At 65.3% G+C, this 26,866-nt stretch carries 26 protein-coding genes and 1 pseudogene; 10 read left to right on the plus strand and 17 right to left on the minus strand.

Annotated features, from left to right (window positions below):
- Positions 1 to 2: 2 nt before the first annotated feature.
- From atpD to MU516_RS06810, 7 genes and pseudogenes are all read right to left on the minus strand, one after another.
- On the minus strand, positions 3 to 1,427 hold the full coding sequence (gene atpD / locus MU516_RS06785; protein WP_260276464.1) for a F0F1 ATP synthase subunit beta: 1,425 nt from the start codon (positions 1,425 to 1,427) through the stop codon (positions 3 to 5).
- A gap of 21 nt (positions 1,428 to 1,448) precedes the next feature.
- On the minus strand, positions 1,449 to 2,327 hold the full coding sequence (locus MU516_RS06790) for a F0F1 ATP synthase subunit gamma (RefSeq protein WP_260276465.1): 879 nt from the start codon (positions 2,325 to 2,327) through the stop codon (positions 1,449 to 1,451).
- Between the two features lie 10 nt (positions 2,328 to 2,337).
- A complete protein-coding gene (atpA, locus tag MU516_RS06795; RefSeq protein ID WP_260276466.1) occupies positions 2,338 to 3,873 on the minus strand; it encodes a F0F1 ATP synthase subunit alpha in 1,536 nt (511 codons plus the stop codon).
- Complete coding sequence (locus MU516_RS06800) at positions 3,873 to 4,439, minus strand: F0F1 ATP synthase subunit delta (protein WP_260276467.1); 567 nt, start codon at positions 4,437 to 4,439, stop codon at positions 3,873 to 3,875. Before MU516_RS06800 ends, atpA begins: the two co-directional genes overlap by 1 nt.
- A gap of 314 nt (positions 4,440 to 4,753) precedes the next feature.
- Complete coding sequence (locus MU516_RS06805) at positions 4,754 to 5,389, minus strand: glycosyltransferase family 25 protein (protein WP_260276468.1); 636 nt, start codon at positions 5,387 to 5,389, stop codon at positions 4,754 to 4,756.
- Positions 5,386 to 5,499: pseudogene (locus MU516_RS19430) on the minus strand (stage V sporulation protein M); the annotation flags it as partial. The pseudogene MU516_RS19430 and the gene MU516_RS06805, both read right to left, overlap by 4 nt.
- Before the next feature lie 73 nt (positions 5,500 to 5,572).
- Positions 5,573 to 6,343, minus strand: a complete 771-nt coding sequence (locus MU516_RS06810; RefSeq protein WP_260276469.1) for a class I SAM-dependent methyltransferase — start codon at positions 6,341 to 6,343, stop codon at positions 5,573 to 5,575.
- A gap of 58 nt (positions 6,344 to 6,401) precedes the next feature.
- On the opposite strand from MU516_RS06810, the gene gloB reads away from it, so the two are divergent.
- From gloB to recR, 6 genes are all read left to right on the plus strand, one after another.
- Positions 6,402 to 7,148 carry a hydroxyacylglutathione hydrolase gene (gene gloB, locus MU516_RS06815; RefSeq protein ID WP_260276470.1) on the plus strand — a complete coding sequence of 249 codons (747 nt, stop codon included), beginning with the start codon at positions 6,402 to 6,404 and terminating at the stop codon, positions 7,146 to 7,148.
- 226 nt (positions 7,149 to 7,374) lie between these two features.
- The gene (gene clpA / locus MU516_RS06820; protein WP_260276471.1) at positions 7,375 to 9,699 is read left to right on the plus strand and encodes an ATP-dependent Clp protease ATP-binding subunit ClpA; all 2,325 of its coding nucleotides are present in this window, start codon (positions 7,375 to 7,377) and stop codon (positions 9,697 to 9,699) included.
- Positions 9,700 to 9,954: 255 nt separating this feature from the next.
- On the plus strand, positions 9,955 to 10,683 hold the full coding sequence (locus tag MU516_RS06825; protein ID WP_260276472.1) for a molecular chaperone DjiA: 729 nt from the start codon (positions 9,955 to 9,957) through the stop codon (positions 10,681 to 10,683).
- A gap of 58 nt (positions 10,684 to 10,741) precedes the next feature.
- The gene (locus MU516_RS06830; protein WP_260276473.1) at positions 10,742 to 12,526 is read left to right on the plus strand and encodes a DNA polymerase III subunit gamma/tau; all 1,785 of its coding nucleotides are present in this window, start codon (positions 10,742 to 10,744) and stop codon (positions 12,524 to 12,526) included.
- A 4-nt stretch (positions 12,527 to 12,530) separates the two neighbouring features.
- A complete protein-coding gene (locus tag MU516_RS06835) occupies positions 12,531 to 12,875 on the plus strand; it encodes a YbaB/EbfC family nucleoid-associated protein (protein WP_260276474.1) in 345 nt (114 codons plus the stop codon).
- A gap of 12 nt (positions 12,876 to 12,887) precedes the next feature.
- Positions 12,888 to 13,487: a recombination mediator RecR gene (gene recR / locus MU516_RS06840; protein ID WP_260276475.1), complete on the plus strand. Its 600-nt coding sequence runs from the start codon at positions 12,888 to 12,890 to the stop codon at positions 13,485 to 13,487.
- Positions 13,488 to 13,580: 93 nt separating this feature from the next.
- Here the strand turns inward: recR and MU516_RS06845 are convergent, their stop codons facing one another.
- The 4 genes from MU516_RS06845 to MU516_RS06860 all read right to left on the minus strand — a co-directional run bounded on the left by MU516_RS06845 (position 13,581) and on the right by MU516_RS06860 (position 17,962).
- On the minus strand, positions 13,581 to 14,033 hold the full coding sequence (locus tag MU516_RS06845) for an Hsp20 family protein (protein WP_209058214.1): 453 nt from the start codon (positions 14,031 to 14,033) through the stop codon (positions 13,581 to 13,583).
- A gap of 140 nt (positions 14,034 to 14,173) precedes the next feature.
- Positions 14,174 to 15,475 (minus strand): glycolate oxidase subunit GlcF, encoded by a 1,302-nt coding sequence (glcF, locus tag MU516_RS06850; protein ID WP_260276476.1) that lies wholly within the window; start codon positions 15,473 to 15,475, stop codon positions 14,174 to 14,176.
- Entirely contained in the window at positions 15,475 to 16,515 is a 1,041-nt protein-coding gene (locus MU516_RS06855; protein WP_260276477.1) for an FAD-binding protein, read from the minus strand. Before MU516_RS06855 ends, glcF begins: the two co-directional genes overlap by 1 nt.
- On the minus strand, positions 16,505 to 17,962 hold the full coding sequence (locus MU516_RS06860; protein ID WP_260276626.1) for an FAD-linked oxidase C-terminal domain-containing protein: 1,458 nt from the start codon (positions 17,960 to 17,962) through the stop codon (positions 16,505 to 16,507). The genes MU516_RS06855 and MU516_RS06860 overlap by 11 nt, the downstream gene beginning before the upstream one ends.
- Positions 17,963 to 18,178: 216 nt before the next feature.
- Here MU516_RS06860 and MU516_RS06865 point away from each other — a divergent pair, with 216 nt between their 5' ends.
- Positions 18,179 to 18,940, plus strand: coding sequence for a DUF599 domain-containing protein (locus MU516_RS06865; protein ID WP_260276478.1), 762 nt, complete (start codon positions 18,179 to 18,181; stop codon positions 18,938 to 18,940).
- On the opposite strand, the gene MU516_RS06870 is transcribed toward MU516_RS06865, so the two are convergent.
- Together MU516_RS06870 and MU516_RS06875 are read right to left on the minus strand one after the other, a co-directional pair.
- Positions 18,861 to 20,045, minus strand: coding sequence for an MFS transporter (locus tag MU516_RS06870; protein WP_260276479.1), 1,185 nt, complete (start codon positions 20,043 to 20,045; stop codon positions 18,861 to 18,863). The genes MU516_RS06865 and MU516_RS06870 overlap by 80 nt on opposite strands.
- 103 nt (positions 20,046 to 20,148) lie before the next feature.
- Positions 20,149 to 20,547: a hypothetical protein gene (locus MU516_RS06875; RefSeq protein ID WP_260276480.1), complete on the minus strand. Its 399-nt coding sequence runs from the start codon at positions 20,545 to 20,547 to the stop codon at positions 20,149 to 20,151.
- Between the two features lie 56 nt (positions 20,548 to 20,603).
- On the opposite strand from MU516_RS06875, the gene MU516_RS06880 reads away from it, so the two are divergent.
- Complete coding sequence (locus tag MU516_RS06880; RefSeq protein WP_260276482.1) at positions 20,604 to 21,377, plus strand: alpha/beta fold hydrolase; 774 nt, start codon at positions 20,604 to 20,606, stop codon at positions 21,375 to 21,377.
- Here the strand turns inward: MU516_RS06880 and MU516_RS06885 are convergent.
- The 4 genes from MU516_RS06885 to MU516_RS06900 all read right to left on the minus strand — a co-directional run bounded on the left by MU516_RS06885 (position 21,374) and on the right by MU516_RS06900 (position 24,614).
- Complete coding sequence (locus MU516_RS06885) at positions 21,374 to 21,691, minus strand: hypothetical protein (RefSeq protein WP_260276483.1); 318 nt, start codon at positions 21,689 to 21,691, stop codon at positions 21,374 to 21,376. The two genes, MU516_RS06880 and MU516_RS06885, sit on opposite strands and share 4 nt — an antisense overlap.
- A 73-nt stretch (positions 21,692 to 21,764) precedes the next feature.
- On the minus strand, positions 21,765 to 22,127 hold the full coding sequence (locus MU516_RS06890) for a cell division protein ZapA (RefSeq protein WP_209058204.1): 363 nt from the start codon (positions 22,125 to 22,127) through the stop codon (positions 21,765 to 21,767).
- Positions 22,128 to 22,772 (minus strand): hypothetical protein, encoded by a 645-nt coding sequence (locus MU516_RS06895; protein WP_260276484.1) that lies wholly within the window; start codon positions 22,770 to 22,772, stop codon positions 22,128 to 22,130.
- 105 nt (positions 22,773 to 22,877) lie between these two features.
- Positions 22,878 to 24,614 (minus strand): BCCT family transporter, encoded by a 1,737-nt coding sequence (locus MU516_RS06900; protein ID WP_260276485.1) that lies wholly within the window; start codon positions 24,612 to 24,614, stop codon positions 22,878 to 22,880.
- A gap of 244 nt (positions 24,615 to 24,858) precedes the next feature.
- On the opposite strand from MU516_RS06900, the gene MU516_RS06905 reads away from it, so the two are divergent.
- Together MU516_RS06905 and MU516_RS06910 are read left to right on the plus strand one after the other, a co-directional pair.
- On the plus strand, positions 24,859 to 25,515 hold the full coding sequence (locus MU516_RS06905; RefSeq protein WP_260276486.1) for a potassium channel family protein: 657 nt from the start codon (positions 24,859 to 24,861) through the stop codon (positions 25,513 to 25,515).
- Complete coding sequence (locus tag MU516_RS06910; protein WP_260276487.1) at positions 25,512 to 26,864, plus strand: TrkH family potassium uptake protein; 1,353 nt, start codon at positions 25,512 to 25,514, stop codon at positions 26,862 to 26,864. Before MU516_RS06905 ends, MU516_RS06910 begins: the two co-directional genes overlap by 4 nt.
- Positions 26,865 to 26,866: the final 2 nt, after the last annotated feature.

Consider the following 26,866-nt stretch of genomic DNA (forward strand, 5'->3'; position numbering starts at 1 on the left):
CTTTACGCGGCTTCGGCCGCGAGACGTTCGGCTTTCGCCTTCACTTCGTCGATGTCGCCGACCATGTAGAACGCGGCTTCGGGCAGGTGATCGTATTCGCCCGCAACCACGGCCTTGAACGAGGCAATGGTCTTTTCCAGCGCCACCTGAACGCCGTCCGAACCGGTGAACACCTTGGCGACGTCGAAGGGCTGCGACAGGAAACGCTGGATCTTGCGCGCCCGCGCAACGGTCAGCTTGTCCTCTTCGCTCAGTTCGTCCATCCCGAGAATGGCGATGATGTCCTGCAGCGACTTGTATTTCTGCAGAATGCCCTGAACGTCGCGGGCAACCTGATAGTGCTCCTCGCCGACAACGGCGGGGTCCAGGATGCGCGAGTTCGAGTCAAGCGGGTCCACGGCCGGGTAGATGCCCAGTTCCGAGATCGCGCGCGACAGAACGGTCGTGGCGTCGAGGTGGGCGAAGGTCGTGGCGGGCGCCGGGTCGGTCAGGTCGTCGGCCGGAACGTAAACGGCCTGGATCGAGGTGATCGAGCCGTTCTTGGTCGAGGTGATGCGTTCCTGCATCGCGCCCATGTCGGTCGCCAGCGTCGGCTGATAGCCCACGGCGGATGGGATGCGGCCCAGAAGCGCCGACACCTCGGAACCTGCCTGGGTAAAGCGGAAGATGTTGTCCACGAAGAACAGAACGTCGGTGCCCGAAGCGTCGCGGAACTGTTCGGCCAGCGTCAGACCGGTCAGCGCGACGCGCATGCGCGCTCCCGGCGGCTCGTTCATCTGGCCATAGACCAGCGCAACTTTCGATTCCGACAGGTTGTCGGGAACGATGACGCCCGATTCCACCATCTCGTGATACAGGTCGTTGCCTTCGCGGGTGCGTTCACCAACGCCCGCGAACACGGAATAGCCCGAATGCACCTTGGCGATGTTGTTGATCAGTTCCATGATCAGAACCGTCTTGCCCACGCCGGCGCCGCCGAACAGGCCGATCTTGCCGCCTTTGGAATAGGGTGCCAGCAGGTCGATGACCTTGATGCCGGTGACCAGGATTTCCGAACTGGTCGCCTGCGCCGCGAAGTCGGGGGCGGGCTGATGGATCGAACGGCTTTCCGACGACGTGATCTCGGCGCCCTCGTCGACGGGCTCGCCCACGACGTTGATGATCCGGCCCAGGGTCGCGTCGCCGACCGGAACGGTGATCGGGCCGCCGGTGTCGCGTACGGGTTCGCCGCGCACCAGGCCTTCGGACGAATCCATGGCGATCGTGCGGACGGTGTTCTCGCCCAGATGCTGCGCCACTTCCAGCACCAGCTTCTTGCCGTTGTTTTCGGTTTCCAGCGCGTTCAGAATCGCCGGCAGGTGGTCTTCGAACTGCACGTCAACGACGGCGCCGATCACCTGGGTAATTTTGCCAGTGGCCTCTGCCATGATGTTACCTCTGCGTTACGGTCAGAGCGCTTCGGCGCCCGAGATGATTTCGATGAGTTCCTTGGTGATCGCCGCCTGACGAGAACGGTTATACTCGGTCGTCAGCTTGTCGATCATGTCGCCGGCGTTGCGCGTGGCGTTGTCCATGGCTGTCATCCGCGCCCCTTGTTCGGAGGCCGCATTTTCCAGAAGCGCCGCGAAGATCTGCGTCGCGACCGAGCGGGGCAGCAATTCGGTCAGAATCGCCTCTTCGCCCGGTTCGTAGTCATACGAGGACGATGCCGCGGCTGCATCCTCGCCTTCGGGAACTTCGGCCGGGATGATCTGACGCGCGGTCGGAACCTGGCTGATGACGGATTCGAAGCGGTTGTAGAACAGCGTCGCGACGTCGAAATCGCCGGCTTCGAAACGGTCCAGCACGTCGTCGGCGATGCTGCGGGCGTTTTCATAGCCTACGCGCTTCACCTCGGACAGATCGACATGGTTCACGAACAACTGGCCATAGTCGCGCTTCAGCTGTTCGCGTCCCTTCTTGCCGACGGTCAGGATGGTGACATCCTTGCCGTGACCACGCAGATCCTCGGCATGCTGGCGGGCCAGCTTGACGATCGCGCTGTTGAAACCACCGGCAAGGCCGCGTTCAGAGGTCAGCACCACCAGAAGATGCTTCTGATCCGAGCCGGTTCCGGCCAGCAGCCGCGGTGCCGTGTCAGACCCCGCAGAATTCGCCGTCAGCCCGGCCATCACGGCGGCCATCCGGTCCGCATAGGGACGTGCAGCCTCCGCCGCGTCCTGCGCACGGCGCAGTTTCGCGGCGGCGACCATCTGCATCGCCTTGGTGATCTTCCGCGTGTTCTTGACGCTTCCGATCCGGTTCTTGAGATCCTTGAGACTGGGCATCTATTCCCCCTCAGGCGCGGGTCTTGTTGTATTCGTCCAGCGCAGCCTTGATCGCCTCTTCCAGTTCGCCCGCAACCTTGCGGTCGTTCTTGGTCATGTCGTCCAAGAGATCCGATTTCTGGTTGCGCAGGAACTGCAGCAGACCCTGTTCCCAGGACACGACCTCGCGCACCGGCACGTTGTCGATATAGCCCTTGGTGCCTGCATAGATGACGATCACGATTTCGGCGTTGGTCAGCGGCGAATACTGCGGCTGCTTCATCAGTTCGGTCAGGCGCGCACCGCGGTTCAGCAGGCGCTGGGTCGCGGCGTCCAGATCGGAACCGAACTGGGCGAAGGCAGCCATCTCGCGATACTGCGCCAGTTCCAGCTTGACCGGACCGGCGACCGATTTCATCGCCTTGGTCTGCGCCGACGAGCCGACGCGGCTGACCGACAGACCTGTGTTCACGGCGGGACGGACACCCTGGAAGAACAGGTCGGTTTCCAGGAAGATCTGGCCGTCGGTGATCGAGATCACGTTGGTCGGGATATAGGCCGACACGTCGCCCGCCTGAGTTTCAATGATCGGCAGCGCGGTCAGCGAGCCCGAACCGTTGGCCTCGTTCAGCTTTGCCGAACGCTCCAGCAGGCGCGAGTGCAGGTAGAAGACGTCGCCCGGATAGGCTTCGCGACCGGGCGGACGGCGAAGCAGCAGCGACATCTGGCGATAGGCCACGGCCTGCTTGGAAAGGTCGTCATAGATGATCAGCGCGTCCATGCCGTTGTCGCGGAAATATTCCCCGATGGCGGTCGCCGAATAGGGCGCCAGGAACTGCATCGGCGCGGGGTCCGAAGCGGTCGCGGCGACGACGGTCGTGTAGGCCATGGCGCCGGTTTCTTCCAGCTTCTTCACCAGCTGCGCGACGGTCGAACGCTTTTGCCCGACAGCCACATAGACGCAGTGCAGCGTCTTCATGCCGTCGTCTTCGCGACCATTGTAGTTCAGCTGGTTCAGGATCGTGTCCAGTGCGATGGCGGTCTTGCCGGTCTGACGGTCACCGATGATCAGTTCGCGCTGGCCGCGGCCGACGGGAATCATTGCGTCAATGGCCTTCAGCCCGGTCGCCATCGGCTCGTGAACCGATTTGCGCGGCATGATGCCCGGTGCCTTCACGTCGGCAACGCGACGCTCGGTCGACTCGATCGGGCCCTTGCCGTCGATCGGGTTGCCCAGACCGTCCACGACGCGACCCAGAAGCGCCTTGCCCACCGGAACGTCCACGATGGAACGGGTGCGCTTGACGGTATCGCCTTCCTTGATGTCACGGTCGTCACCGAAGATCACGACGCCGACGTTGTCGGTTTCAAGGTTCAGCACCATGCCCCGGACGCCGCCCGGGAATTCCACCATCTCGCCGGCCTGCACCTTGTCGAGACCGTAGATGCGCGCAATCCCGTCACCGACGGACAGCACCTGGCCAACCTCGGCCACCTCGGCCTCCTGACCGAAATTCTTGATCTGATCCTTGAGGATCGCCGAAATCTCGGCTGCCTGGATTCCCATTATCCGACCTCTTTCATAACGTTCTGGAGGGAGGCGAGCTTCGAGCGGACCGACGAGTCGATCATCTGCGAGCCCAGCTTGACAATCATTCCGCCGATGAGACCTTCATCGACACGGGTATTCAGTTTGACCGTCTTGCCCGATTTCTCGGTCAACGCTTGGGTCAAACGCTGCTGCTGCTCGTCCGACAGCGCAATCGCGCTGGTGACATCGGCGGTAATCTCGCCGCGGGCCTCGGCGATCAGGGCCTGCAGCTTGTCGACCAGTTGCGGCAGCACGAACAGACGGCGATTCTGCGCCATCAGCCGGACCGTGTTCGACAGCGTCGTGGACAGCTGCATCTTCTCGGCCAGCGCTGAAATGGCACGGGACTGCTGGTCCCGTGTGTAGATCGGTGACGAGATCATGTCGCGCAATTCGCGGCTTTCGGCCAGCGCAGCGCCCAGATCTTGCGTCTGGCGGGCCAGATCGTCCAGCCCTCCTTCTTCTTTCACGATGTCGAAGACAGCCTGCGCATAGCGCCCGGCGATGCTCTGGGACATGGAGACAGAGTTGGCCACGGTCATCCTTTACGGTTTGCGCAAACCCCGCTGGCGGGCCGGACGTCCGTCCGGTCTGTCGCGGGGTGCGGGTCGCGGTCGCACGGCTGTTGGAGGGTCGTGCGGAAATCTGCGGCGTCTCTAGCAGGTGATTTCGCGGGCGGCAACAGGCAAGCACACGGAAAGGAGAGCATCAGGGATGCACGGATCCGCCTTGTCCGGTCCGCAGATCGTCCGCGCCGCGCAGGGGGTGCGGCAGCATGTCGCATTCCCGCATAAATCGGGGCCGCCACCGGCAAATGCGGCGACGGCCCGTCAAACGATGCAGCCCTGCAGAAACCTCAGAACCCGTGGGACAATTCTCGGCTGAAGCTGTTGCGCGCGAAATCGCGAAGCCGGTCGGTCGTGCTTTGGGGCAATGTCGCTGCCGGTAAATCCAGCCAGGCGGCGCGTTCGTCCTGTGGGGTCGGCAAGGGTGCCGGTGCAGAATCGAGCAACCAGTCCGGTGGATCGACCAGCCCCGGCCGCGTCACAAGCGCGTCCAGCCGCGCCACGTCGCGGGGCCAGTCGGCCTGCGAGGACGGTGAATTCGAGCGGGTCGCAACGGGCGCCTCAAGAAGATAGCCCGCACCGCGACGCGACAGTGAATACCCCGCCGCCAGACCGCTGCTTGCTGCCAATGGCTGAAGCTTGACCCCCGGCGCGGCCTCGGCGCCGCCCCAGCGCCAGACACGCGCGCGGCCATAGCAGAACTGCGTCAGATCGGCGTGCAGATACCCGCCAGAGGCCAGGAATTCGACGAAGCCCGGCTTCAGCCGCGCCCCGTCCTCGATGATGATGGCACCCGGCAAATCCTGATCAAGGATCTGGCGCCAGGCGCGCCGGTGAAGCCCGGATCTCCATCCGACCAAAGAACCGCCGCGCACCGTTTCCACAACCTGAAACGGCACCCGGCAGGAACGAAGCGTCTCGGTCAACTGACCCTCGCGACGCTGCACACCCGCACCACATAGAATGAAGATCGGCCAGCCTTCCAATGCCGGCGAAACGCAAACAGCACACATGACACCATACCGCCTAAAAACTTACTACTTGGTCAGCATAGGCGATTTTTCGCCTATTTGACACCTCACCATTTGGACAGGTTTCGAACCAGGCGGTCAGAAATTCCGGGCACTGGGCGCCCGTCCGGGTCGGGGCAGCCTGACACCGTCCAGGATATCAAGCGGGCTGGGAACATGCACCTTGACGCCGGGCCCGGCAGGCGCGCGGGTCTGCTTGCTGAGTTCGATCAGAACGACACCGGCGATCAGCACCCGGCTGATCCGCGCCCCGGTCCGTTCCCACATCTGCGCGCTGCCCAGCCAGAACCGCCGGTCCGAGGGCGGAATATAGACCGCGGACCCATGCCATTCCGCCACGAATCCCGCGTTCCGCATCTGTGCTTCCAACTGACCCGCCGTGTAGCTGCGCCCCAGCCCGAACGGGGTCCGGTCCGACGCCGCCCACAATCCCGCCCGGTTCGGAGCCATGGCGATCAGCCGTCCGCCGGGTCCCAGAACGCGCCATGCCTCGGCCAGCAGCGCGCCCGGATGATCGCTAGTCTCAAGCCCGTGGAGCAGCACCAGACGGTCGATGCTGCCTGTCTCGACCGGCCACGCGGTCTCGTCGCACAGGACGCTGTGATTGGGCAGACCCGCCGGCCAAGCCATCACGCCCTGCGGACCGGGCATCAGGGCCGTGACCCGGCGCGCCGGACCAAGATACGGACGCAACAGCGGCGCCGCGAAACCGAAGCCCGCAACGGTCATCCCCGTCGTTCCTTCGGCGGGCCAGCGACGGGTCAGCCGGTCGCGCAGAATGCGCTGCACAACGCGCCCAAGGGAACGCTGGTAATAGAACCGCCGAAGTTCCTCGATGTCGTGATGCATTGCACCCAAGCCGCGCTTTTGTCACCCTTGACCACAGCACAGAGGGAAGGATTTGCCAATGCCGCTGGAACTGGTCACGTTGCGATGCCTGCGCGACAACTATGCCTATCTGCTGCACGGACCGGCAGGCACCGTTCTGATCGACGCGCCCGAAGCCATGCCGATCCTGACCGAGATCGAGGCGCAGGGCTGGGGGCTGGATGCGATCCTGCTGACCCATCACCACGATGACCACATCGGCGCCGTCGCAGAGATCGTCGCGGCAACCGGCGCTCGCGTCATCGGCAATGCCGGCGACGCGCGCCGCCTGCCACCCCTGGATATCGCGGCGATGCCGGGTGAGCCGCTGGAAGTGCTGGGCGAATCCGTCACCGTGCTGGATGTTTCGGGCCACACGATCGGCCATGTCGCGTTCCACTTTCCGCAGTCCGGCATGGCGTTCACCGCCGACAGCCTGATGGCGATGGGATGCGGCCGCCTGTTCGAGGGCGATGCCGCGATGATGTGGGAAAGTCTGTCACGCCTGAACGCCCTGCCCGCCGAGACGCTGATCTGCTCGGGTCACGATTATTGTGCGGCAAACGGCGCCTTCGCCTTGTCCGTCGACGCCGGCAACACGGCGCTGCAGGAACGTCTGGACGCCGTCGCCCAGTCGCAACAACCCTGTTCGCCCGCAACATTGGCCGAGGAACGCGCCACCAATCCCTTCCTTCGCGTCAACGAATTGCGCGATCCTCTGGGCATGCAGGGCGCCACCGACGCCGAGGTGTTCGCACGGCTGCGCAAGCTGAAGGACGAGTTCTGAGATGGTCGCGCGAACCGGCAAGCGTTTTTCCGAGTTTTCATGTCGGCGCTTGAAATCCGCCTTCCGCGCGATCACATCTGCCTCAATCATGGGAAAAACGTGCCGGTTTGGCGAAAAAGCACTTGATGCCGGGCGCAATCCACCAAATCTTAACTGTATCGTGACAGTCTGGGCAGGTGGGCCGCTAGATGTGCCCATACCGCCAGCCGACTGACAGGAGACGACCGTGCCAAGTTTCTCGACCTCTCTGGAACAGGCCATTCACCAGGCGCTTGCACTGGCGAACGAACATCGACACGAGCTGGCGACCCTGGAACATCTGTTGCTGGCGCTGACCGAGGAACCGGATGCGGTCAAGGTCATGCGCGCCTGCAATGTTGATCTGGACGAACTGCGCAAGCTGCTGGTCGATTTCATCGAGGATGACCTTTCCACCCTGATCACCGACGTGGAAGGCTCCGAGGCGGTGCCGACCGCGGCATTCCAGCGCGTCATCCAACGCGCGGCAATTCACGTGCAAAGTTCGGGCCGGCAAGAGGTCACCGGCGCCAACGTCTTGGTCGCGATCTTCGCGGAACGGGAATCGAACGCCGCGTTCTTCCTGCAGGAGATGGACATGACCCGCTATGATGCGGTGAATTTCATCGCCCATGGCGTGGCCAAGAATCCGTCCTTCAGCGAAAGCCGCAAGGTGGTCGGTTCGGACGAGCCTGCCGAAGCCAAGCAGGCCGAGGCCGCCCAGGAGGCCAAGGATGAAACCGCGCTTGCGAAATTCTGCGTCGATCTGAACGCCAAGTCGAAAAAGGGCGATGTCGATCCCCTGATCGGCCGCGAGAACGAGGTCGAACGCTGCATTCAGGTGCTGTGCCGGCGGCGGAAGAACAACCCGCTGCTGGTCGGGGATCCGGGTGTCGGCAAGACCGCCATCGCCGAGGGGCTGGCCAAGAAGATCGTCGAGGGTCAGACGCCGGAAGTCCTGTCCGGGGCGACCATCTATTCACTCGACATGGGCGCGCTGTTGGCCGGCACGCGCTATCGCGGCGATTTCGAGGAACGCCTGAAAGCCGTCGTGAAAGAGCTGGAAAACCACGACGATGCGATCCTGTTCATCGACGAGATCCACACCGTGATCGGCGCGGGCGCGACCTCCGGCGGGGCCATGGATGCCAGCAACCTGCTGAAACCAGCATTGGCGGGCGGCAAGCTGCGCTGCATGGGTTCGACCACCTACAAGGAATATCGCCAGCATTTCGAGAAGGATCGCGCCCTCAGCCGCCGGTTCCAGAAGATCGACGTGAACGAACCGTCGGTGCCGGACGCGGTGAAGATCCTGATGGGGCTTAAGCCGCATTTCGAAAAGCACCACGAGCTGCGCTACACCAATGACGCGATCAAGTCCGCGGTCGAACTGGCGAACCGCTATATCAACGACCGAAAACTGCCCGACAGCGCGATCGACGTGATCGACGAGGCCGGCGCGGCGCAGCACCTGGTGGCGGAAAGCAAGCGGCGCAAGACCATCAGCCCCAAGGAGATCGAGGCCGTTGTCGCCAAGATTGCCCGCATTCCGCCGAAGAATGTCAGCAAGGACGACGCCGAGGTCTTGCGCGATCTGGAAACCAGCCTGAAGCGTGTGGTCTTTGGCCAGGACGGGGCGATCGCGGCGCTGTCTTCTGCGATCAAGCTGGCGCGTGCAGGGTTGCGCGAACCCGAAAAGCCCATCGGGAACTATCTCTTTGCGGGACCGACGGGTGTCGGCAAGACCGAGGTCGCCAAGCAGCTTGCCTCGACGCTGGGTGTGGAACTGCTACGCTTCGACATGTCCGAATACATGGAGAAACATGCCGTCAGCAGGCTGATCGGCGCCCCGCCGGGCTATGTCGGGTTCGACCAGGGCGGACTGCTGACCGACGGCGTCGACCAGCACCCGCACTGCGTCCTGTTGCTGGACGAGATCGAGAAGGCGCATCCGGATGTGTTCAACATCCTCTTGCAGGTGATGGACCACGGCAAGCTGACCGACCATAATGGCCGGGCCGTGGATTTCCGCAACGTGATCCTGATCATGACGTCGAATGCCGGCGCCGCCGATCAGGCGAAGGCCGCGATCGGCTTTGGCCGCGAGCGCCGCGAAGGCGAGGATACCGCCGCGATCGAGCGGACCTTTACGCCCGAATTCCGCAACCGGCTGGATGCGGTCATCAGCTTCGCGCCATTGTCCCGCGATGTCGTGGTTCATGTTGTCGAAAAGTTCGTCCTGCAGCTGGAGGCTCAGCTGATGGATCGCAACGTGCATATCGAGCTGACCCCCGAAGCCGCCGACTGGCTGGCCGAAAAGGGTTATGACGACAAGATGGGCGCCCGCCCGCTGGGTCGCGTGATCCAGGAGAACATCAAGAAGCCTCTGGCCGAGGAGTTGTTGTTCGGGCGGCTGACAAAAGGCGGCGTGGTGCGCGTGAAGATCGAGGACGACAAACCGGTCTTCGACATCACCGGCCCCGACGCCTTGCGAATCGGCAAGTCCAGGCCACCACTTCTGACTGCGGAATAGAGGCATTCGACCGTCAGGACGGCACATCGCCGACCTGGCGGAACCGTAACCCGGCAGACGAACTGGCCTTCAGCAGACGCTGCGGGCCAGTTTGGTTTGCGGGACGTGACGCCAACACGACGCGCCCTGAAATGAGGTCAGACCAGCGATGCGGGAAAAGGTACAGTATTTGCTGTTCAACTGAACATGATCGGGTTGGCCACGCGCCAGTTCGCCCTATCGTCCTGCCGCGAAGCCGGTTAGGATCGTGACCCGATGGACACAAGCGCGCGACAATACGACTGCCCGAACCTGCCGAAGCCCCGCAGCTTCTGGCAGCGCATCGCCGATCGCATGGCCGCGATGCTGGGACGTCAGCGGACGGCAACGCCGCCCGAACGCTCGGTCGCCTTCACCATTGCGGTGATCGCGCTTGGGGCCAAGATGGCCAAGGCCGACGGCACCGTGGCACGGGCCGAGGTCGCGGCCTTCCGCCGCGTCTTCATCATCCCGCGCGCCGAGGAAAAAAACGCGGCCCGCGTCTTCGACCTTGCCCGGCAGGACGTGGCGGGATTCGACGCATGGGCACGCCGCATTGCCGCGATGTTTCCTGCCGGCGACCCGGTGCTGGCCGATGTGCTAGAGGGGCTGTGCATCATCGCGGTGGCCGACGGCGACATGCACCAGTCTGAGATCGCCTTCCTGGACGAGGTCGGCCGCATCTTCGGGCTCAGCCCCGCCAGGATCGCCGCGATCCGCGCCAGCCACGATCCCAAGGCAGGCTGCCCCCCCTGCGAGGTGCTGGGCATCCCGATCGACACACCTTTGCCCGAGGCCCGCAAACGCTGGCGCAATCTTGTCCGTGACGCACATCCCGACCGCGCCATCGCACGAGGGCTGCCGCCCGAGGCCGTGCGCCTTGCCGAAGCCCGCACCCGCCGCCTGAACGAGGCGTGGGAGAAGTTTCGCGCAATGCATGCCGGCGCGGGACCACGCCCCGCCTGATGCGGTTGTAGCCCCAGCCAAGCATGGCTAGAGTGACGCGCAAAGACCCGGGTGGCGCATGAGCGACGAGCAGCAGACATATCAGGTTCTGGCCCGTAAATACCGGCCCGAAACCTTCGCGGATCTTGTCGGTCAGGACGCGATGGTGCGCACCCTGAAGAACGCCTTCGCCGCCGACCGGATCGCGCAAGCCTTCATCATGACCGGGATCCGGGGAACCGGAAAAACGACCACAGCCCGAATCATCGCCAAGGGCATGAACTGCATCGGCCCTGATGGACAGGGTGGGCCCACGACCGAACCGTGCGGAACCTGCGAACATTGTGTCGCAATCAGCGAGGGCCGTCATGTCGACGTGCTGGAAATGGACGCTGCATCGCGCACGGGCGTCGGCGACATCCGTGAAATCATCGAAAGCGTGCATTACCGGGCAGCGTCCGCGCGCTACAAGATCTATATCATCGACGAGGTTCACATGCTGTCGACCAGCGCGTTCAACGCGCTGCTCAAGACGCTGGAGGAACCGCCCCCGCATGTGAAGTTCATTTTCGCCACCACCGAGATCCGCAAGGTGCCCGTCACCGTCCTGTCGCGCTGCCAGCGATTCGACCTCCGGCGGATCGAGCCCGAGGTGATGATCGGACTTCTGAACCGGATCGCCGGCTCGGAGAACGCGCAGATCACCGAGGATGCGCTGGCGCTGATCACCCGGGCCGCCGAAGGATCTGCCCGCGATGCCACCAGCCTTCTGGATCAGGCGATCAGCCATGGCGCGGGACAGACCACCGCCGATCAGGTGCGCGCGATGCTGGGCCTTGCGGATCGCGGTCGGGTCATAGATCTGTTCGAGATGATCCTGCGCGGCGATGCGGCGGCGGCGCTGACCGAACTGCAATCGCAATATGCCGACGGCGCCGATCCTGTCGCCGTGCTGCGCGACCTGGCCGAGATCACGCACTGGGTTTCGGTAGTAAAGATCACGCCGGAAGCCATTGAAGACCCTACGATTTCCCCGGATGAACGAACCCGCGGGCAGGATCTGGCCGACCGCCTGCCGATGCGCGTCCTGACCCGACTGTGGCAGATGCTGCTGAAGGCGCTGGACGAAGTTTCGGCCGCACCCAACGCCATGATGGCGGCGGAAATGGCGATCATCCGGCTGACCCATGTGGCCGACCTGCCCGATCCCGAGGCGCTGATCCGAAAGGTCCAGCAGGCGCAGGCCGCAGGTGACTTTACCCGCGCCGCCACGCCGGCGGCATCGAACGACCAGCAACCGGCCCCGCGCGCCGCCCGCAGCGCCCCCACGGTCAGCGTCCGGCATAACGGCAGCGCGGCCGCGCTGGCCGTCTCGCCCGATGCCTTCGCGGCGTTTCCCGATTTCGCATCCGTGCTGGAACTGATCCGCAGGATGGGTGACATGCTGCTGCTGGTGCAGGTCGAAAACCACGTGGCGCTGGTCCGCTACAGCCCCGGCCGGATCGAATTCGAACCGCGCGGCAACGCCCCGGCCGATCTGGCGCAGAAGCTGGGCGAACGGTTGCGCGGCTGGTGCGGGGGCCAGCGTTGGGCGGTCAGCGTCACCAGTTCGGGCGGCGCCCCGACCGTCGCAGAACGGCGCGAGGCCGAACTGGCCGAGGCTCATCGGCGCGCTCTGGACCTGCCCATCGTGCAGCAGGTGATGGCCACGTTTCCGCAGGCAAGGCTGAAGGGCGTGACCCGGATAGCTCCGGATCCCGAGATTGCGCAAGACATCGCGGCCGATGGTGCCGCGAACCCCCATGACACCCAGGGTCCCGTTGCCGAAGTCGAGGAATGGGATCCGTTCGAGGATGAGGATTGAGACGATGATGAAAGGTCTGGGCGGCTTTGGCGACATGGCCAAGATGATGAAGGCCGCCAAGGAAATGCAGGACAAGATGGGCCAGATGCAGGCCGATCTGGAAAAACTGACCGTGACCGGCGAATCCGGCGCGGGGCTGGTCAAGGCGACCTGCACCGCCAAGGGCGAACTGACCGCGCTGGACATCGATCCCTCGATCTTCCAGCCCTCGGAAAAAGAGGTGGTCGAAGACCTGATCCTTGCCGCGATCAAGGACGCGCAGCGCCGCGCGCAGGACAAGATGCAGTCGGAAATGGGCCGGATCACCCAGGATCTGGGCCTGCCCGCCGACATGAAATTCCCGTTCTGACGACCGCCACGCATGGCCGAAGGCAGCGACGATATTCAGGCCCTGATCGCCCTGATGGCCCGCCTGCCCGGCCTGGGCCCGCGCTCGGCCCGCCGCATCGTGCTGGCCCTGATCCGGAAACGCGGCGGGCAGATGACACAGCTTGCCCAGCTTCTGGGCAGTGTCGCGACCAGTTCCCGCGAATGCCTGATCTGCGGCAACATCACCGACCGCGACGAATGCGCGATCTGCATCGATCCCGCCCGCGCCAATGGCGAGATCTGTGTGGTCGAGGACGTGGCCGATCTGTGGGCGCTGGAACGTGGCCGTGCGTTTCGCGGCCGCTATCACGTGCTGGGCGGCACCTTGTCGGCACTGGACGAAATCGGCCCCGACGATCTGGGCATCCCCGCGCTGATCGACCGGATCCGGGATCAACGCATCACCGAGGTGATCCTGGCCCTGAACGCCACCGTCGATGGCCAGACCACCGCCCATTACATCGCCGAGGCGCTTGAGGGCAGCGGCGTCGCCGTCACCGGCCTGGCCCAGGGCGTGCCGATCGGCGGCGAACTCGACTATCTCGACGACGGCACGATCAGCGCCGCGCTGCGCGCACGCCGCAAGCTGTGAAAAAGGGCTGCGCGGTGCAGCCCTTTCTTCCTTGTCGAAATATGCCCGGGGGGTCCGGGGGGCTGGCCCCCCGGCCGTCGCGGGACGCAATTCTCAGGCGTCCAGCTTTTCCACCTTGGGCGAGGCCTTGGCGATCTCGATCCGGCGCGGTTTAAGCGCCTCGGGGATCTCGCGGACCAGGTCGATATGCAGCATGCCATCGACATGGCTGGCGCCGTCCACGCGGACGTGATCGGCCAAGGTGAACTTGCGTTCGAAGGCGCGGGTGGCAATGCCGCGATGCAGATAGCTGCGGCTGTCGTCTTCGTCCGCCTTGCGGGCAGCGACGATCACGGCACCGTCGCGCACCTCGACGCTCAGATCATCGGCGGCAAATCCGGCCACCGCGATCGAGATGCGATAGGCATCCTCGCCGGTCTTCTCGATATTGTAGGGGGGATAGGTCGGCACCGACACGTCGGCCGCCATGGCGCGGTCCACGACATCCGCCAGACGGTCAAAGCCGACCGAGGCACGATAAAGCGGGGTCAGGTCAAAGTTACGCATGTGTCACATCCTCTCATAAGCGATGCATATGTCATGCCCCCCGGTCATCGGGCGGGCGCATTCCGACGCCTTTATGGCCGCCGGCAGGAAAAATGTAGGCAGCGCGTATCGCGGTTCAAGACCCGCGCGACGCGCAAATCTCAGGCAATCGCGCCCAGCCCGTCGGGCCGCGGTCCGCCGGTCGCCCAGTCCAGCAATTGCACCGTATGGACCACCGGCACATCGGTCGCGCCGCCGATCTGCATCATGCAACCGATATTGCCCGCCGCGATGATCTGCGGCGAGGTCGCCTCCAGCGTGGCCACCTTGCGGCGCTTCAGCTCGGACGACAGTTCCGGCTGCAACAGGTTATATGTCCCGGCCGAGCCGCAGCACAGATGCGGGTCCGCAGGCTCCACGATCCGGAAACCGGCCCGGGTCAACAAGGTCCCTGGCGCGGACTTGATCTGCTGGCCGTGCTGCAGCGAGCAGGCCGAGTGATAGGCGACACGCGCGCCCTGCCCTTCGGTGCGGGCGCGGTCGGGCAGGCCCAGCCCCTCAAGGAACTCGGTCACGTCGCGGGTCAACGCCGACACCCGCGCGGCCTCGGCCGCGATGTCATCGTTTTCGAACAGATGGCCGTAATCCTTGACGGTCGTGCCACAGCCCGAGGTGTTGATGATGATCGCATCCAGCGCGCCGTCACGTTCTGCCGCCAACAGCCGGGCGATGCTGTCGCGGGCACGGGTCTTGGCATCGTCCTGCTGGCCCATATGCAGGGTCAGCGCACCGCAGCAGCCGAATTTTTCGGGAATCACGACTTCGCAACCCGCGCGGCGCAGCAGGCGGATCGTGGCGTCGTTGATCTCGGTGTTCAGCGCACGCTGCGCGCAGCCGATCATCAGCGCGACCCGCGCGCGGCGTTCGCCGATCGCCGGAAAGGTCTGGCCGTCATCGTTGCGGCTGACCGGGGGAATGGATTTCGGCGCCATTGCCAGCATCGCCCGCAACCGCGCATCGGGCATCAGTCGCGCAAAGGGCCTGGCCAGTTTCGCCCCCGCCAGCGCCAGCCGGAACCGCCCCGGATGCGGAATCACCTGCTTCAACACCCAGCGCAGCGCCCGGTCGCGCCACGGGCGGCGATAGGTCGCCTCGATATGCGCGCGCGCGTGATCGACCAGATGCATGTAATGAACACCCGACGGGCATGTCGTCATGCAGGCCAGGCAGGACAGGCAGCGGTCGATATGTTTCACGGTCTTTTCGTCGGCGGGCCGTCCCGCCTCGAGCATGTCCTTGATCAGGTAGATCCGGCCGCGCGGGCTGTCCAGCTCATCGCCCAGAACCTGATAGGTCGGGCAGGTCGCGGTGCAGAACCCGCAATGGACGCAGGTTCGCAGGATCTGGTTCGATCTGGCGGTGGCCGGGTCTTTCAGCTGTTCGGGTGTGAAATTGGTCTGCATCAGTCGCCCCCCGAAAAGATCCCGCGCGGATCGAATTTCTGCCGCAGCCCCGTCTGCAGCCGGTGCGTCACCGGATCAAGGGCGGGCAGGATCATCGCCGCACTGCCACCAATCCGCCGCGCATGACCCCAAAAGCGTGGCAATCGCGGAATCTGGTCGCGTTCCAGCTGCACATGGATCAGTGCGCCGCCCCAATCCACCGACAGCGGCGCGGGAAGCGCGGCGATGATCGCGGGCGCCTCGGACGGTCGGCAGACGATGCGCCACAGATCGCCGTCGGTTTCATCAGTATTTGGGCAAAGAAGATGCCAGGCGTCATCGCCCGTCTCGGTGACATCGCCATGCACGGCAAGCCGGTCCCGCAGGGCCGCGATGCGGATCGCGACCGAGCCGTCCAGCCCCTCAAGCCGGATTAGCGCACCGCGACCGGGCAACCATGCGGCGCCGCTGACCTCGAACGGGCCGGACAGCGCGTCGGTCAGGGCCGGGATCGCCGCAGTGGCATCCAGACCCGGCAGGCACAACGTGCGGCGCAGCGGCGGGGCCGGCGCGGTCTTCAGGCTGAGTTCGGTCAGCACGCCCAGACGGCCCCGGCTGCCGGCCATCAGCTTGACCAGATCATAGCCGGTGACGTTCTTCATCACCCGCCCGCCATTGCTGACCGCATCGCCGTTGCCGTCGAGGAAGCGAACCCCGATCAGCGCGTCGCGCGCAGCCCCCGCCTGGACGCGGCGCGGCCCCGATGCGTTCGCGGCGATCACTCCGCCGATCGTCGATCCCGGCAATCCCGAGGGCTCGAATCCCAGCATCTGGCCTTCGGCGGCAAGCGTCTGCCGCACGGTTTCCAGCGGCGTGCCGGCGCGCACCACCAGGGTCAGCGCCTCTGGTTCGTAACGGATGATGCCCGACAGGCCCGACACGTCCAGCCGCATCCCAAGCCCCTCGCCCGGACAAAGCCGCGTGGCCCCGCCGGTGATCGACAGCGGCTCTCGCGTGTCGCGGATGCAGGCGGCCAGCGCCGCTTCGCTGTCAGGCCGCATCCCGGCCCCGGTTCGGTCGCGCGTTGCGGCGGCTGGCAGACGCGTCCAGCGGAAACACCTTGGCGGCGTTCAGAAGCCAGCGGGGATCGAAGACGTCCTTGACCCGCATCTGCGCCTCAAGATCGGCGGGCGTGTATTGTGCGGTCATCAGGTCGCGCTTTTCGATGCCCACGCCGTGTTCGCCGGTCAGGCACCCGCCCACCTCGACGCAAAGGCGCAGGATATCGGCCCCCAGCGCTTCGGCCCGGTCCAGGTCGCCGGGGGTATTCGCGTCATGGATGATCAGCGGGTGCATGTTGCCGTCGCCGGCGTGGAACACATTGGCGACGGGCAGGCCGTAATCCTGGGACAGCTCCTCGATCCGGGCCAGCACCCGTGGCAGGGCCGAGACCGGGATCGTGCCGTCCAGGCAGATATAGTCTCCCAGTTGGCCCATCGCGCCGAAGGCCGATTTGCGGCCCAGCCAGATGCGGCGGGATTCGTCCTCGGACCGGCTTTCGCGGAACTCGACCGGATCGAAGCCCTGCGCGATATCGCGGATCAGGGCCAGCTGTTCGTCGATCTCGGGCGCGGTTCCCTCGACCTCGACGATCAGCAGGGCGGCGCAATCGGGATAGCCGGCATGGGCATGGGCTTCGGTCGCGCGGATGCAGGGCCGGTCCATGAATTCGATGGCCACCGGCAGCACACCGGCGCGGATGATCGCGGCGACACAGGCGCCCGCCGTTTCGCTGCTGTCGAAGGCGACCAGCACCGGCCGCGCGCCGGGTGGCTTGGGCAGGATCCGCAGCGTCGCCTCGGTCACGATGCCAAGCTGACCCTCGGACCCGCAAACCACGCCCAGAAGGTCCAGCCCGCCTGCCTCGCCCATCGGGCCGCCCAGTTCGACCACCGTGCCGTCCATCAGCACCATGGTGACCGCCAGAAGGTTGTTGGTCGTGACCCCGTATTTCAGGCAATGCGCGCCGCCAGAATTCATGCCGATATTGCCGCCGATCGCGCAGGCCAGCTGACTTGAGGGATCGGGTGCGTAGAAGAAGCCCTGCCCGTCCACTGCGCCCGAGACCGACAGGTTGGTGCGCCCCGCCTGCACGCGGATCAGCCGATCGCCCGGCGCGATCTCCAGCACCTCGGTCATCCGGGCCAGCCCGATCACCACCGCGTCCGCCGTGGGCATCGACCCGCCCGCAAGGCTGGTTCCGGCGCCGCGCGGCACCACCGGCACGCCATGCTGGTGACACAGGGACATCAGCCGCGACACTTCGTCGGTGGTGCGCGGCAGCACGACCGCCAGCGGCGCGCATCGATAGGCCGACAGCGCGTCGCATTCATAGACCCGCGTCTCGGCGGGGTCGTCGATCACCGCGCTGGGCACGGCATCCCGCAGCGCCGCGACGATCGCCTCGCGGCGCGACAGAACCGACGCATCGGGTTCAGGCATCTGCATCATCGCGGTGGCCCCTCCCCTGGCCTCGATGTCCGGCTGGCGCGCGGGATCTGCGCGACGTCATGCCGCGCAACAGACCCCGCCGCCGCGAATTCTTCGCCAACGGCACGCGGGATCTCCCGAAAATCCTCCGGATCGGGCGCGTGTCCCATGATCGACGATAGAGCGCGCGTCCGGGGCTTTCAAGGCGGCGCGGCGCGGCGTAGAACTTAGGTCATGCGGATCGATCTCAGCCTGCCGACGATGTTTCAGACAGCCGATCTGGCCGCGCTCGTGCTGCTGTTCGTCAGCTGGTTCACCATCGGCTGGGTCACCGAACATCCGCCCGCAGGCAGGCCGTCGGTGTCGATCCTGATGATGCGGTTTCGCCGCGAATGGATGCTGCAGTTCATCACCCGCGATCCGCGCATCTTCGACAGCAACATCCTGGCCAGCCTGCGCGAGGGCACGGCCTTCTTCGCCTCGGCCTGCATGATCGCGACGGGCGGCATTCTTGCGCTGATCGGCAATGCCGAACAATTGCAGGGACTGGCGCAGGAATTCGACTTCTCGCGCGGCGCCGCCGTGCTGTGGGAGGCGAAGCTGCTTGTCACGATGTTCTTCGTGGTCAACGCCTTCCTGAAATTCGTCTGGTCGCACCGCTTGTTCGGCTATTGCGCGATCATGATGGCGGCGGTGCCGAACGATCCGAACGACCCGGTCGCGCCGCAGCGCGCGCAGCAGGCCGCCGACCTGAACATCACCGCCGCGCGCAGCTTCAATTCGGGCCTGCGCAGCGTCTATTTCGCGATGGGATCGCTTGGCTGGCTGGCGGGGCCCTGGGCGCTGATCGCAGGGGTCACGGTGGTGCTGTTCGTCACCTGGCGGCGCGAGTTCGCCTCGGCCTCGCGGCGGGCGATCATGCGCTGCCTGCCGCCGCCGCGGCGGCACGATCCTGCCACACCGCCAGCGTCAGAACCACCGCACCCGCCGCAGTAAGGACGATGCCCACCAGCCCCGGCGCCGCCCATCCCCAACCGGCGGCCAGCGCCAGACCCGCCAGGAACGGCCCCAGCGCGTTGGCCGCGTTGAAGGCGGCGTGGTTCATCGCGGCGGCCATGTTCTGCGCCCGGCCCGCGACATCCATCAGCCGGGTCTGCAAAGGAATGACCAGCCCGGACCCGGCCCCCAAAAGGAAGGACGACAGCACCATCAGCGTCCAGTCGCCCACCACCAGCGCGGCAAAGCCCTGCGTGGCGGCCATTGTTCCCAGCAGCAGAAAGGCGGCACGGATCTGGCCCAGACGTTCGGTCAGGCGGCCGGCGGCCCAGATTCCCAGCGTGCCACCGACGCCGAACAGCGCCAGCGCCAGCGGAATCGCCCAGCCTGGCGCACTGGTCGTTGCCAGCATCGCGGCCGTCAGGAAGGCATAGACCGCGAACAACCCGCCAAAACCGATCGCGCCCACCGCAAGGATCCACAGAACGCGGGGGTTGCGCAGCGCCTGCACCTCGTCCCAGGGGCGCGCGTCGGGGTCGCCTCCGACACGCGGCGCGACCTTCAGGATCAGCCAGGCCGAAACCAGCGCCAGCACGCCCGGCAGCGCAAATCCCCAGCGCCAGCCGATGCCCTGTCCCAGCGCGCCCGCCAGCGGCACACCCGCGATATTGGCCACCGTCAGCCCCATCACGATCTGCGCCGCGCCCCGTGCCCGATGTTCGCGCGGCAGCGCGTCGGCGGCATACAGCATCGCCACGCCAAGAAAGCCGCCATGCGGCAGACCGGCCAGGAACCGCATCCCGGTCAGCGTGGCATATCCCGGCAGCGCGGCCGCCAGCAGGTTGATCACGCCATAGAACGCGATCAGCGCGGCAAGGTAACGTCGACGGGGCAGCCGCGCGCCCAGGATCGAGGTCACGGGCGCGCCCACCACAACCCCCAGCGCATAGGCACTGATGACATGACCTGCCTGCGGTTCGGTGATGCCAAGATCGGCGGCGAAATAGGGCAGCAGCCCCATTGCCGCGAATTCGGATGTGCCGATGGCGAACGCCCCCAGCGCAAGCGCAAGGATAGCGTGACGAAGATCACGTGATTGGGTCATGGCGCGGTCCTGTTAGGATGTTAGCCCCAACATCGCGCCCGAACGCTGCCTTGACAAGGGGCGCCGGGCAGGATGCCGGTTTGCGTGTCGTGCAAGCCAGCCCTTACAGATGGCCGCGCCGGACCATGATCCAGATGACCGCGGCGGCCAGGATCAGCAGCCCGAATGTCACCGATGCGGCAAAGCTGATCGCCCTGCCGCGCCACCGGCTAAATTCGCCAAGCGGGCGCAGATATTCGGTCAGCGTCGCGTGGGCCCGGCCTAGCGCGGCAAGGTCAAGCTGGCGGGCGACCTTGGGCTGGGCACTGATCCGATCGGCCTCGGCCAGCCTGCGCGCGGGCTTGCGCAGCTTGGCCGGCAACGCGCCGCCGCGACGCCGCAGCATCACCTGCAGGGACGGGCGCTCTCCGCGACGGGCACCGCCGAAACGCGCGACCATCAGCCGCGACACCTCGTCGGCCATCACCTGGATATCCTCGAAACTCTGCACGTCGCGGCTCATGGCGCGCAGAATAGACGGGATGGCGGGCGGGCGCCAGACGCCCTAGGATCGGCGGCATGAAACTGAATCGCACCGTCATGGGGCCGCAATCCGGCCTGCCCGTCATCCTGGTTCACGGCCTGTTCGGTCAGGGCCGAAATCTTGGCGCAATCGCACGCCGGCTGGCCGATGGGCGGCAGGTCGTCACCGTCGATCTGCGCAATCACGGCGACAGCCCGCATGATGCCGATCACAGCTATCTGGCGATGGCCGGGGATCTGGCCGAAACGATCGCAGAATTCGGCGGTCGCGCCGATCTGGTCGGGCATTCGATGGGCGGCAAGGCGGCCATGGCGCTGGCCCTGACGCAGCCGGACCTGCTGCGCAAACTGGTGGTGATGGACATCGCGCCGCTGGCCTATGGGCACAGCCAGAACGATCTGATCGACGCGATGCAGGCGATGGATCTGAACGATCTCGATCGCCGCAGCGATGCAGACAGCCGGCTTGCGGCGGGGATCGATTCGGACGGGCTGCGCGCATTTCTGCTGCAACAGCTTGACCTGAAGGCGCAGCCGGCGCGCTGGCGGCTGAACCTGCCGGTGCTGCGCGCGTCGATGGACGAGGTGACGGGATGGCCCGATGACCTGCCGCGCGCCACCTTCGACGGGCCGTGCCTGTTCATGGCCGGGGAACGTTCGGACTATATCGATGCGCAGGGCGAGGACGCGATGCGCGGCTATTTCCCGCAGGCGCGGCTGGTGACCCTGAAGAACGCCGGTCACTGGATGCATGCGGATGCGCCCGAGGCGGTGGCCGACACGCTGGCCGCATTTCTGGGCGACGGCTAGCCGCGACTGGCGCGGCAATCCAGATCGAACCGCGCGACGCCGGTATCGCCGGGAATGCGCGTCGTCATGCTGCCCGGAATGACCGCACAGCCGGTGGCCGTGGCCACCGCGCGCGCCATCGCCACGGGAACGGCGGCGCGCTGTGCCCGGCCAAGATAACCCATCCGGATGATCTCAGCCTCGGCGTCCTTCTGAAGGATCACGAAATCGATGCCGTCCTGGCGCAGTTCGTGGCGGCGCGCGCCCAGCATGTCGGGTGAACCGCTGGCGCAGGCAGAGATCAGCAGGACAAGGGCAGACAGATAATGGCGCATGCGACGTTCATGACACGTCAACCGTTAACGCCGGGTTAACGCGGTCCCGGCTTTCGCGGACGATGGCCCGGCATCAGTCGGCCTGCTGATCCTCCAGCCGCTCGGCCAGTGCCTCGGCCCGCGCGGCAAGTTCGGCCATCGCCTCCTTGAGGTCGGCGGGAATCACCGGCACCTCGACCCGCGCGGGGTTCGACTGCAGGCGGTTCAGATGCCGCTCGGCCTTCTCGGCACGGTCTTCCATGGTCGCATAGCGGTCCGCCAGCATCAGCCCGGCCAGCAGCAGCAGGCGTGGCTCCGGCATCCGTCCGGCCTGTTCCAGGATCTGCTGCGCCTCGCCGTCCAGAAGCGCGGCGGCGCGTTTCAGCAGCTTTTCCTCGCCATCCTGTGCGCCAAGACGATATTCCTTGTGCCCGATGGTGAAATCGACTTCGGCCATTTACCTGTCCCCACCTCTGGATGCGTCGTCATGTTCGCCGCCGGACATGCCCCGCGTGTCATCGGCCTGTTTCGCCGTCTCACCCTCGGGCACGCCGGCACTGTCGCCGGTGACCTCGGGCAGCACCGCGTCATCCCCGGCGCGCGAAGCCGAGGTCGCGTGCCGCTGATCGTCCTCGGACAGCAGCCGTTCAAGTTCCTGCATGATATCGCCCATCTGCGCAATTTCGGCGGCGCGGGCGGCGCGCAGCGCCTCGATCTCGGCCTCCAGCGCGGCGATCGAGGCATCCTCCGAACCGCTTTCGGACGAGGCCGCCTCGATCAGGACACGATTCGCCTCGGCCAGTTCCTCGTTCGCGGCTGAAAGTCGCGCGGCCTGTTCGCTGGCCCCGGTCAGCCGGGTCCGCGCCTCGGCCAGCGCGGCCTCCAGCGGGCCGCCCCGATCCGCGCGCAGCGCCGCCAATTCGCCCGCCAGACGCGCATTCTCGGACTGCAGGTCCTCGATCCGGGTCTCGAACGCGGCCCGATCGGGCGTGTCCGCAGACGGCTGTGCATCCCGGCGATGCCCGGTCCCGGCCTCCAGCAACTGGTCGATGCGGTCCAGCGCGGCGCTGAGGCGGCGTTCGCTGACGGAAATATCGCTCATCGCGTCGGTCCTTTGTTGGCTCAGTCACGGTTTTGACACCGCCCGCGTCATAAAACAAGAACGGGCGGGAAAACCCCGCCCGTTCATATCTCTGCCGGTCAGGCTTCAGGCAAGTTCTCGCCGTTCACCCTGCAGACCTTTCACGATCGCCCAGCACGCCCCCAGAAGGACGATGGTGAACGGCAACCCGGTCGAAACCGCCATCGCCTGCAGCGCGGTCAGACCGCCTCCCAGCAACAGCGCGATCGCCACCAGCCCCTCGAAGCTGCACCAGAAGATGCGCTGGGGAACCGGTGCGTTGACCTTGCCGCCCGCCGCGATCGTGTCGATCACCAGGCTGCCGGAATCCGACGAGGTGACGAAGAACACGATCACCAGGACGATCCCGATGAAGCTGGTGATGGCGGTCAGCGGCAGCTGGCCCAGCATCTGGAACAGCTTCAGTTCCAGCGCGGCGTCGGTGATGCCCGAGAAGCCGCCGATGGTCATGCTGATCGCGGTGCCCCCCAGCGCGGTCATCCACAGGACCGAGATCAACGACGGCACGATCAGAACCGCGATCAGGAACTGCCGCACGGTGCGGCCGCGGCTGACGCGGGCGATGAACATGCCGACGAACGGTGACCAGCTGATCCACCACGCCCAGTAGAACGCGGTCCAGCCCTGGCGGAAGTTGTCGTCATCGCGCCCGAACGGGTTCGACAGCGGCAGCAATTCCTTGGCGTAGGTTCCAAGATTGCCGAAGAATCCGCGGAAGATCTCCGCCGTCGGACCCACCAGGATCACGAACAGCAGCAGCAGGAAGGCCAGCACCATGTTGATCTCGGACAGGCGCTTGACGCCTTTCTCGACGCCCAGCACCACAGACAGCGTCGCAACGCCGCTGATTGCCAGAATCAGGATGACCTTGGTCATGTTCGAGTTCGGGATCCCGAACAGGTAGTTCAGACCGGCGGTCGCCTGTTCGGCACCAAAGCCCAAAGACGTGGCCAGACCGAAGATCGTCGCGAACACCGACAGGATGTCGATGATATGGCCCGGCCAGCCCCACACACGCTCGCCCAGCAGCGGATAGAAGATCGAGCGCATGGTCAGCGGCAGACCCTTGTTATAGGCAAACAGCGCCAGCGCCAGCGCAACCACCGCATAGATGCCCCAGGGGTGCAGACCCCAGTGGAAGATCGTCGCCGCCATGCCCAGACGGCGGGCCTCCAACTCGTTGCCCTCGGCACCGCCCAGCGGCGCCCAGTCGGTGCGCACGCCATCTTCCAGCGTAACGCCGCCGAACGCGGTCTGGTAATGGCTGATCGGTTCGCTGACGCCATAGAACATCAGCCCGATTCCCATGCCGGCCGCGAACAGCATCGCAAACCAGCCCGTCAGGCTGAAATCAGGTGTCGCATCCGGCCCGCCAAGTCGCACGGACCCCAGCGGCGTGACGATCAGATACAGGCACAGCAGCACGAAGACGTTGCCTGCAAGCAGGAAGAACCAGTCCAGATTGCCGGTCACACCATCGCGCATATGCACGAACAGCGGTTCAAGCTGGGTCGGGAACAGCATCGTCACGACCGTGAACAGCACGACCGAGATGGCCGAAATCGCGAAGACCGGGTTGTGGATATCGAATGGGAACGGCTTCACGCCCTCGATATTGTTCTGGCCGATCTCGTAGTCGGTCTCGATGATTTCGGTGACGCCCTCGGGCTGGGGAATGGCTTCTACTTCGGGTTCGGGTTCGGGCTCGTATCGTCCCTTCAGCGCCTCTTGTTCGCGGCGTTCGTCGCCGGGTCGGCCCTTGAGGTTTTTGCGACCGCCCTCTGGTGTTTTCTGGTTTGACATGCGTCCCTTTCTCTTTCCCTATTGGATCGGGTCGTTCGTGCACGGGCACCGGCAAGAAGCTGCCGGTTCGGTCACATACCTCTCACAATTCGCTCAGAATGGCTACCGGCGCGGAAATTTGCGCACGCAAGCGACGGGTTCGTGACGGGAAACGACATACCGGCGCGCCGACTGCGTCATCTTGACGCCTTCTTTGGCCCGTGCAGTATCGCGGGCTCTTGGACCGCTAACTTGCCGGGGTGTCATGGGCAAACAGAACCGCAGCTTCGTGGTGATCGGACTTGGCGCGTTCGGCAGCGTCGTGGCGACCGAACTTGCGCGCTTCGGCAACCGGGTGCTGGGCATCGACAAGGATCACAGGCGCGTCGCCGCGCTGGCCGAACAGCTGTCGAACGTCGTCATCCTGGATGCCACGGACGAGGGCGCGCTGCGCGAGGCGGGCGTTGACCGCTATGACGTGGGACTGGTGTCGATCGGCAACGACCTGGAAAGCAATGTCATCGCCGCGATGAACATGCGCCTGATCGGGGTCGAGACGATCTGGGCGAAAGCGGAAAGCCGCACCCATCACCGCATCCTGTCGAAGATCGGCGCGGACCGGGTGATCCTGCCGGGTCTGGAAATGGGGCGACATGCTGCGCAGATGCTGAACAACCCGGCGGTTCAGGACTATGTCGCCCTGGGCAACGGCTTCTCGGTCGTCAACCTGCTGATCCCCGAAAGGCTGAAGGGCAGGAAACTGTCGGATCTGAACACCGGACCGGGGATCACGCCCTTGGGACTGATGCGCGGCACCGAATATATCGAACTGCGCGACAATGATCCGGCGATGCAGACCAACGACCGGTTGCTGCTTCTGGGCAAGCGGGTCGATCTGACACGGTTCGGCGACCAGTTGTGAGACGCCGTCCGCAGCCGATCGTCGCCCTGCGCCGCTGGCTGGGGCGCACTCCGCCCCCGGCGGTGCTGGCGGTCCTGTATCTGGCGCTGATCATTCTGGGCGGGCTGGCGCTGAAACTGCCCTTCATGACGCGGCAGACGATCAGCCTGTCGGACGCGCTGTTCACCTCGACCTCGGCGGTGACGGTGACGGGTCTTGCGGTCATCGACACCCAATATGCGCTGACCTTCTGGGGCCAACTGGTGCTGGCGACCCTGATCCAGCTTGGCGGGTTGGGGCTGATGACCTTCGCGGTCCTTGTCTGGTCGGCGCTGGGGCTGCAGATGGGCATCACCCACCACACCTATCTGCGCGAGGATCTGAACCAGACATCCTACAGCCGGCTAACCCGGCTGGTCTGGACGATCTTCCGCGTCGTGCTGATGGCCGAGATCGCCGGGGCGATGCTGCTGTGTCTCAGCTTCATGCCGGCGACCGGGCTGGGGCCGGGGCTTTGGCACGCGATCTTCCATTCCGTGTCGGCCTTCAACAATGCGGGTTTTTCGACCTTTTCAGCTGGGCTGACCGGCTATGCCACCGATCCGGTGGTGAACCTCGTCATTCCCGCCCTCTTCATTCTTGGCGGCATCGGCTATGTCGTGGTCGCCGACATCCACAACCGGCGCTTCTGGCACGGCTGGACGCTGCACACCCGGCTGATGCTGGTCGGCACGGCGGCGCTGATCGTGATCGGCGTCGGGCTGACGGCGATCCTCGAATGGAACAACCCGCGCACGCTGGCGCAGTTCGACAGCGCCGGCGCAAGGCTGACGGTGGCCTGGTTCCAGGGCGTGACCACCCGCACGGCGGGGTTCAACACCACCGATATCGGCGGACTGCACGATTCGACCTCGCTGCTTTACATGGCGCTGATGGTGATCGGCGCGGGACCGACCTCAACCGGCGGCGGGCTGAAGGTGACGACCGTCGTGGTGATGCTGCTGGCCACGCTGGCGTTCTTTCGCCGCCGGACCGAAATCTGGGCCTTCGGAAGATCCATCGGGCTGGACGAGGTTCTGAAGGTCATGGCGCTGATCGCCATCGCCTCGGTGCTGATCTTCTCGGCGACCTTCGTCCTGATCGCCAGCCACGAGGGGCACTTTCTGGACATCAGCTTCGAGGTCGCCTCGGCCTTCGGCACCACCGGCCTGTCGCGCGGCTACACGGCCGAGCTTTCCGATTTCGGGCGCTTCGTCATCATGGTGGTGATGTTCCTGGGCCGGGTCGGACCGCTGACGCTGGGATTCTTCCTGGCCACGCGGATCACCCCGCGCGTGCGCTACCCCGAGGGTCAGGTGCATCTTGGCTGATC

Origin of the sequence: Paracoccus maritimus, from assembly GCF_025195095.1 — a bacterium.
GTDB classification, from domain to species: Bacteria; Pseudomonadota; Alphaproteobacteria; order Rhodobacterales; family Rhodobacteraceae; genus Paracoccus; species Paracoccus maritimus.

Coding starts and splice junctions, on each gene's coding strand:
- atpD (WP_260276464.1), bottom strand. CDS start 1,427: ATGGCAGAGGCCACTGGCAAAATTACCCAGGTGATCGGCGCCGTCGTT.
- MU516_RS06790 (WP_260276465.1), bottom strand. CDS start 2,327: ATGCCCAGTCTCAAGGATCTCAAGAACCGGATCGGAAGCGTCAAGAAC.
- atpA (WP_260276466.1), bottom strand. CDS start 3,873: ATGGGAATCCAGGCAGCCGAGATTTCGGCGATCCTCAAGGATCAGATC.
- MU516_RS06800 (WP_260276467.1), bottom strand. CDS start 4,439: ATGACCGTGGCCAACTCTGTCTCCATGTCCCAGAGCATCGCCGGGCGC.
- MU516_RS06810 (WP_260276469.1), bottom strand. CDS start 6,343: ATGCATCACGACATCGAGGAACTTCGGCGGTTCTATTACCAGCGTTCC.
- gloB (WP_260276470.1), top strand. CDS start 6,402: ATGCCGCTGGAACTGGTCACGTTGCGATGCCTGCGCGACAACTATGCC.
- MU516_RS06825 (WP_260276472.1), top strand. CDS start 9,955: ATGGACACAAGCGCGCGACAATACGACTGCCCGAACCTGCCGAAGCCC.
- MU516_RS06830 (WP_260276473.1), top strand. CDS start 10,742: ATGAGCGACGAGCAGCAGACATATCAGGTTCTGGCCCGTAAATACCGG.
- MU516_RS06835 (WP_260276474.1), top strand. CDS start 12,531: ATGATGAAAGGTCTGGGCGGCTTTGGCGACATGGCCAAGATGATGAAG.
- recR (WP_260276475.1), top strand. CDS start 12,888: ATGGCCGAAGGCAGCGACGATATTCAGGCCCTGATCGCCCTGATGGCC.
- MU516_RS06845 (WP_209058214.1), bottom strand. CDS start 14,033: ATGCGTAACTTTGACCTGACCCCGCTTTATCGTGCCTCGGTCGGCTTT.
- glcF (WP_260276476.1), bottom strand. CDS start 15,475: ATGCAGACCAATTTCACACCCGAACAGCTGAAAGACCCGGCCACCGCC.
- MU516_RS06855 (WP_260276477.1), bottom strand. CDS start 16,515: ATGCGGCCTGACAGCGAAGCGGCGCTGGCCGCCTGCATCCGCGACACG.
- MU516_RS06860 (WP_260276626.1), bottom strand. CDS start 17,962: ATGCAGATGCCTGAACCCGATGCGTCGGTTCTGTCGCGCCGCGAGGCG.
- MU516_RS06865 (WP_260276478.1), top strand. CDS start 18,179: ATGCGGATCGATCTCAGCCTGCCGACGATGTTTCAGACAGCCGATCTG.
- MU516_RS06870 (WP_260276479.1), bottom strand. CDS start 20,045: ATGACCCAATCACGTGATCTTCGTCACGCTATCCTTGCGCTTGCGCTG.
- MU516_RS06875 (WP_260276480.1), bottom strand. CDS start 20,547: ATGAGCCGCGACGTGCAGAGTTTCGAGGATATCCAGGTGATGGCCGAC.
- MU516_RS06880 (WP_260276482.1), top strand. CDS start 20,604: ATGAAACTGAATCGCACCGTCATGGGGCCGCAATCCGGCCTGCCCGTC.
- MU516_RS06885 (WP_260276483.1), bottom strand. CDS start 21,691: ATGCGCCATTATCTGTCTGCCCTTGTCCTGCTGATCTCTGCCTGCGCC.
- MU516_RS06890 (WP_209058204.1), bottom strand. CDS start 22,127: ATGGCCGAAGTCGATTTCACCATCGGGCACAAGGAATATCGTCTTGGC.
- MU516_RS06895 (WP_260276484.1), bottom strand. CDS start 22,772: ATGAGCGATATTTCCGTCAGCGAACGCCGCCTCAGCGCCGCGCTGGAC.
- MU516_RS06900 (WP_260276485.1), bottom strand. CDS start 24,614: ATGTCAAACCAGAAAACACCAGAGGGCGGTCGCAAAAACCTCAAGGGC.
- MU516_RS06905 (WP_260276486.1), top strand. CDS start 24,859: ATGGGCAAACAGAACCGCAGCTTCGTGGTGATCGGACTTGGCGCGTTC.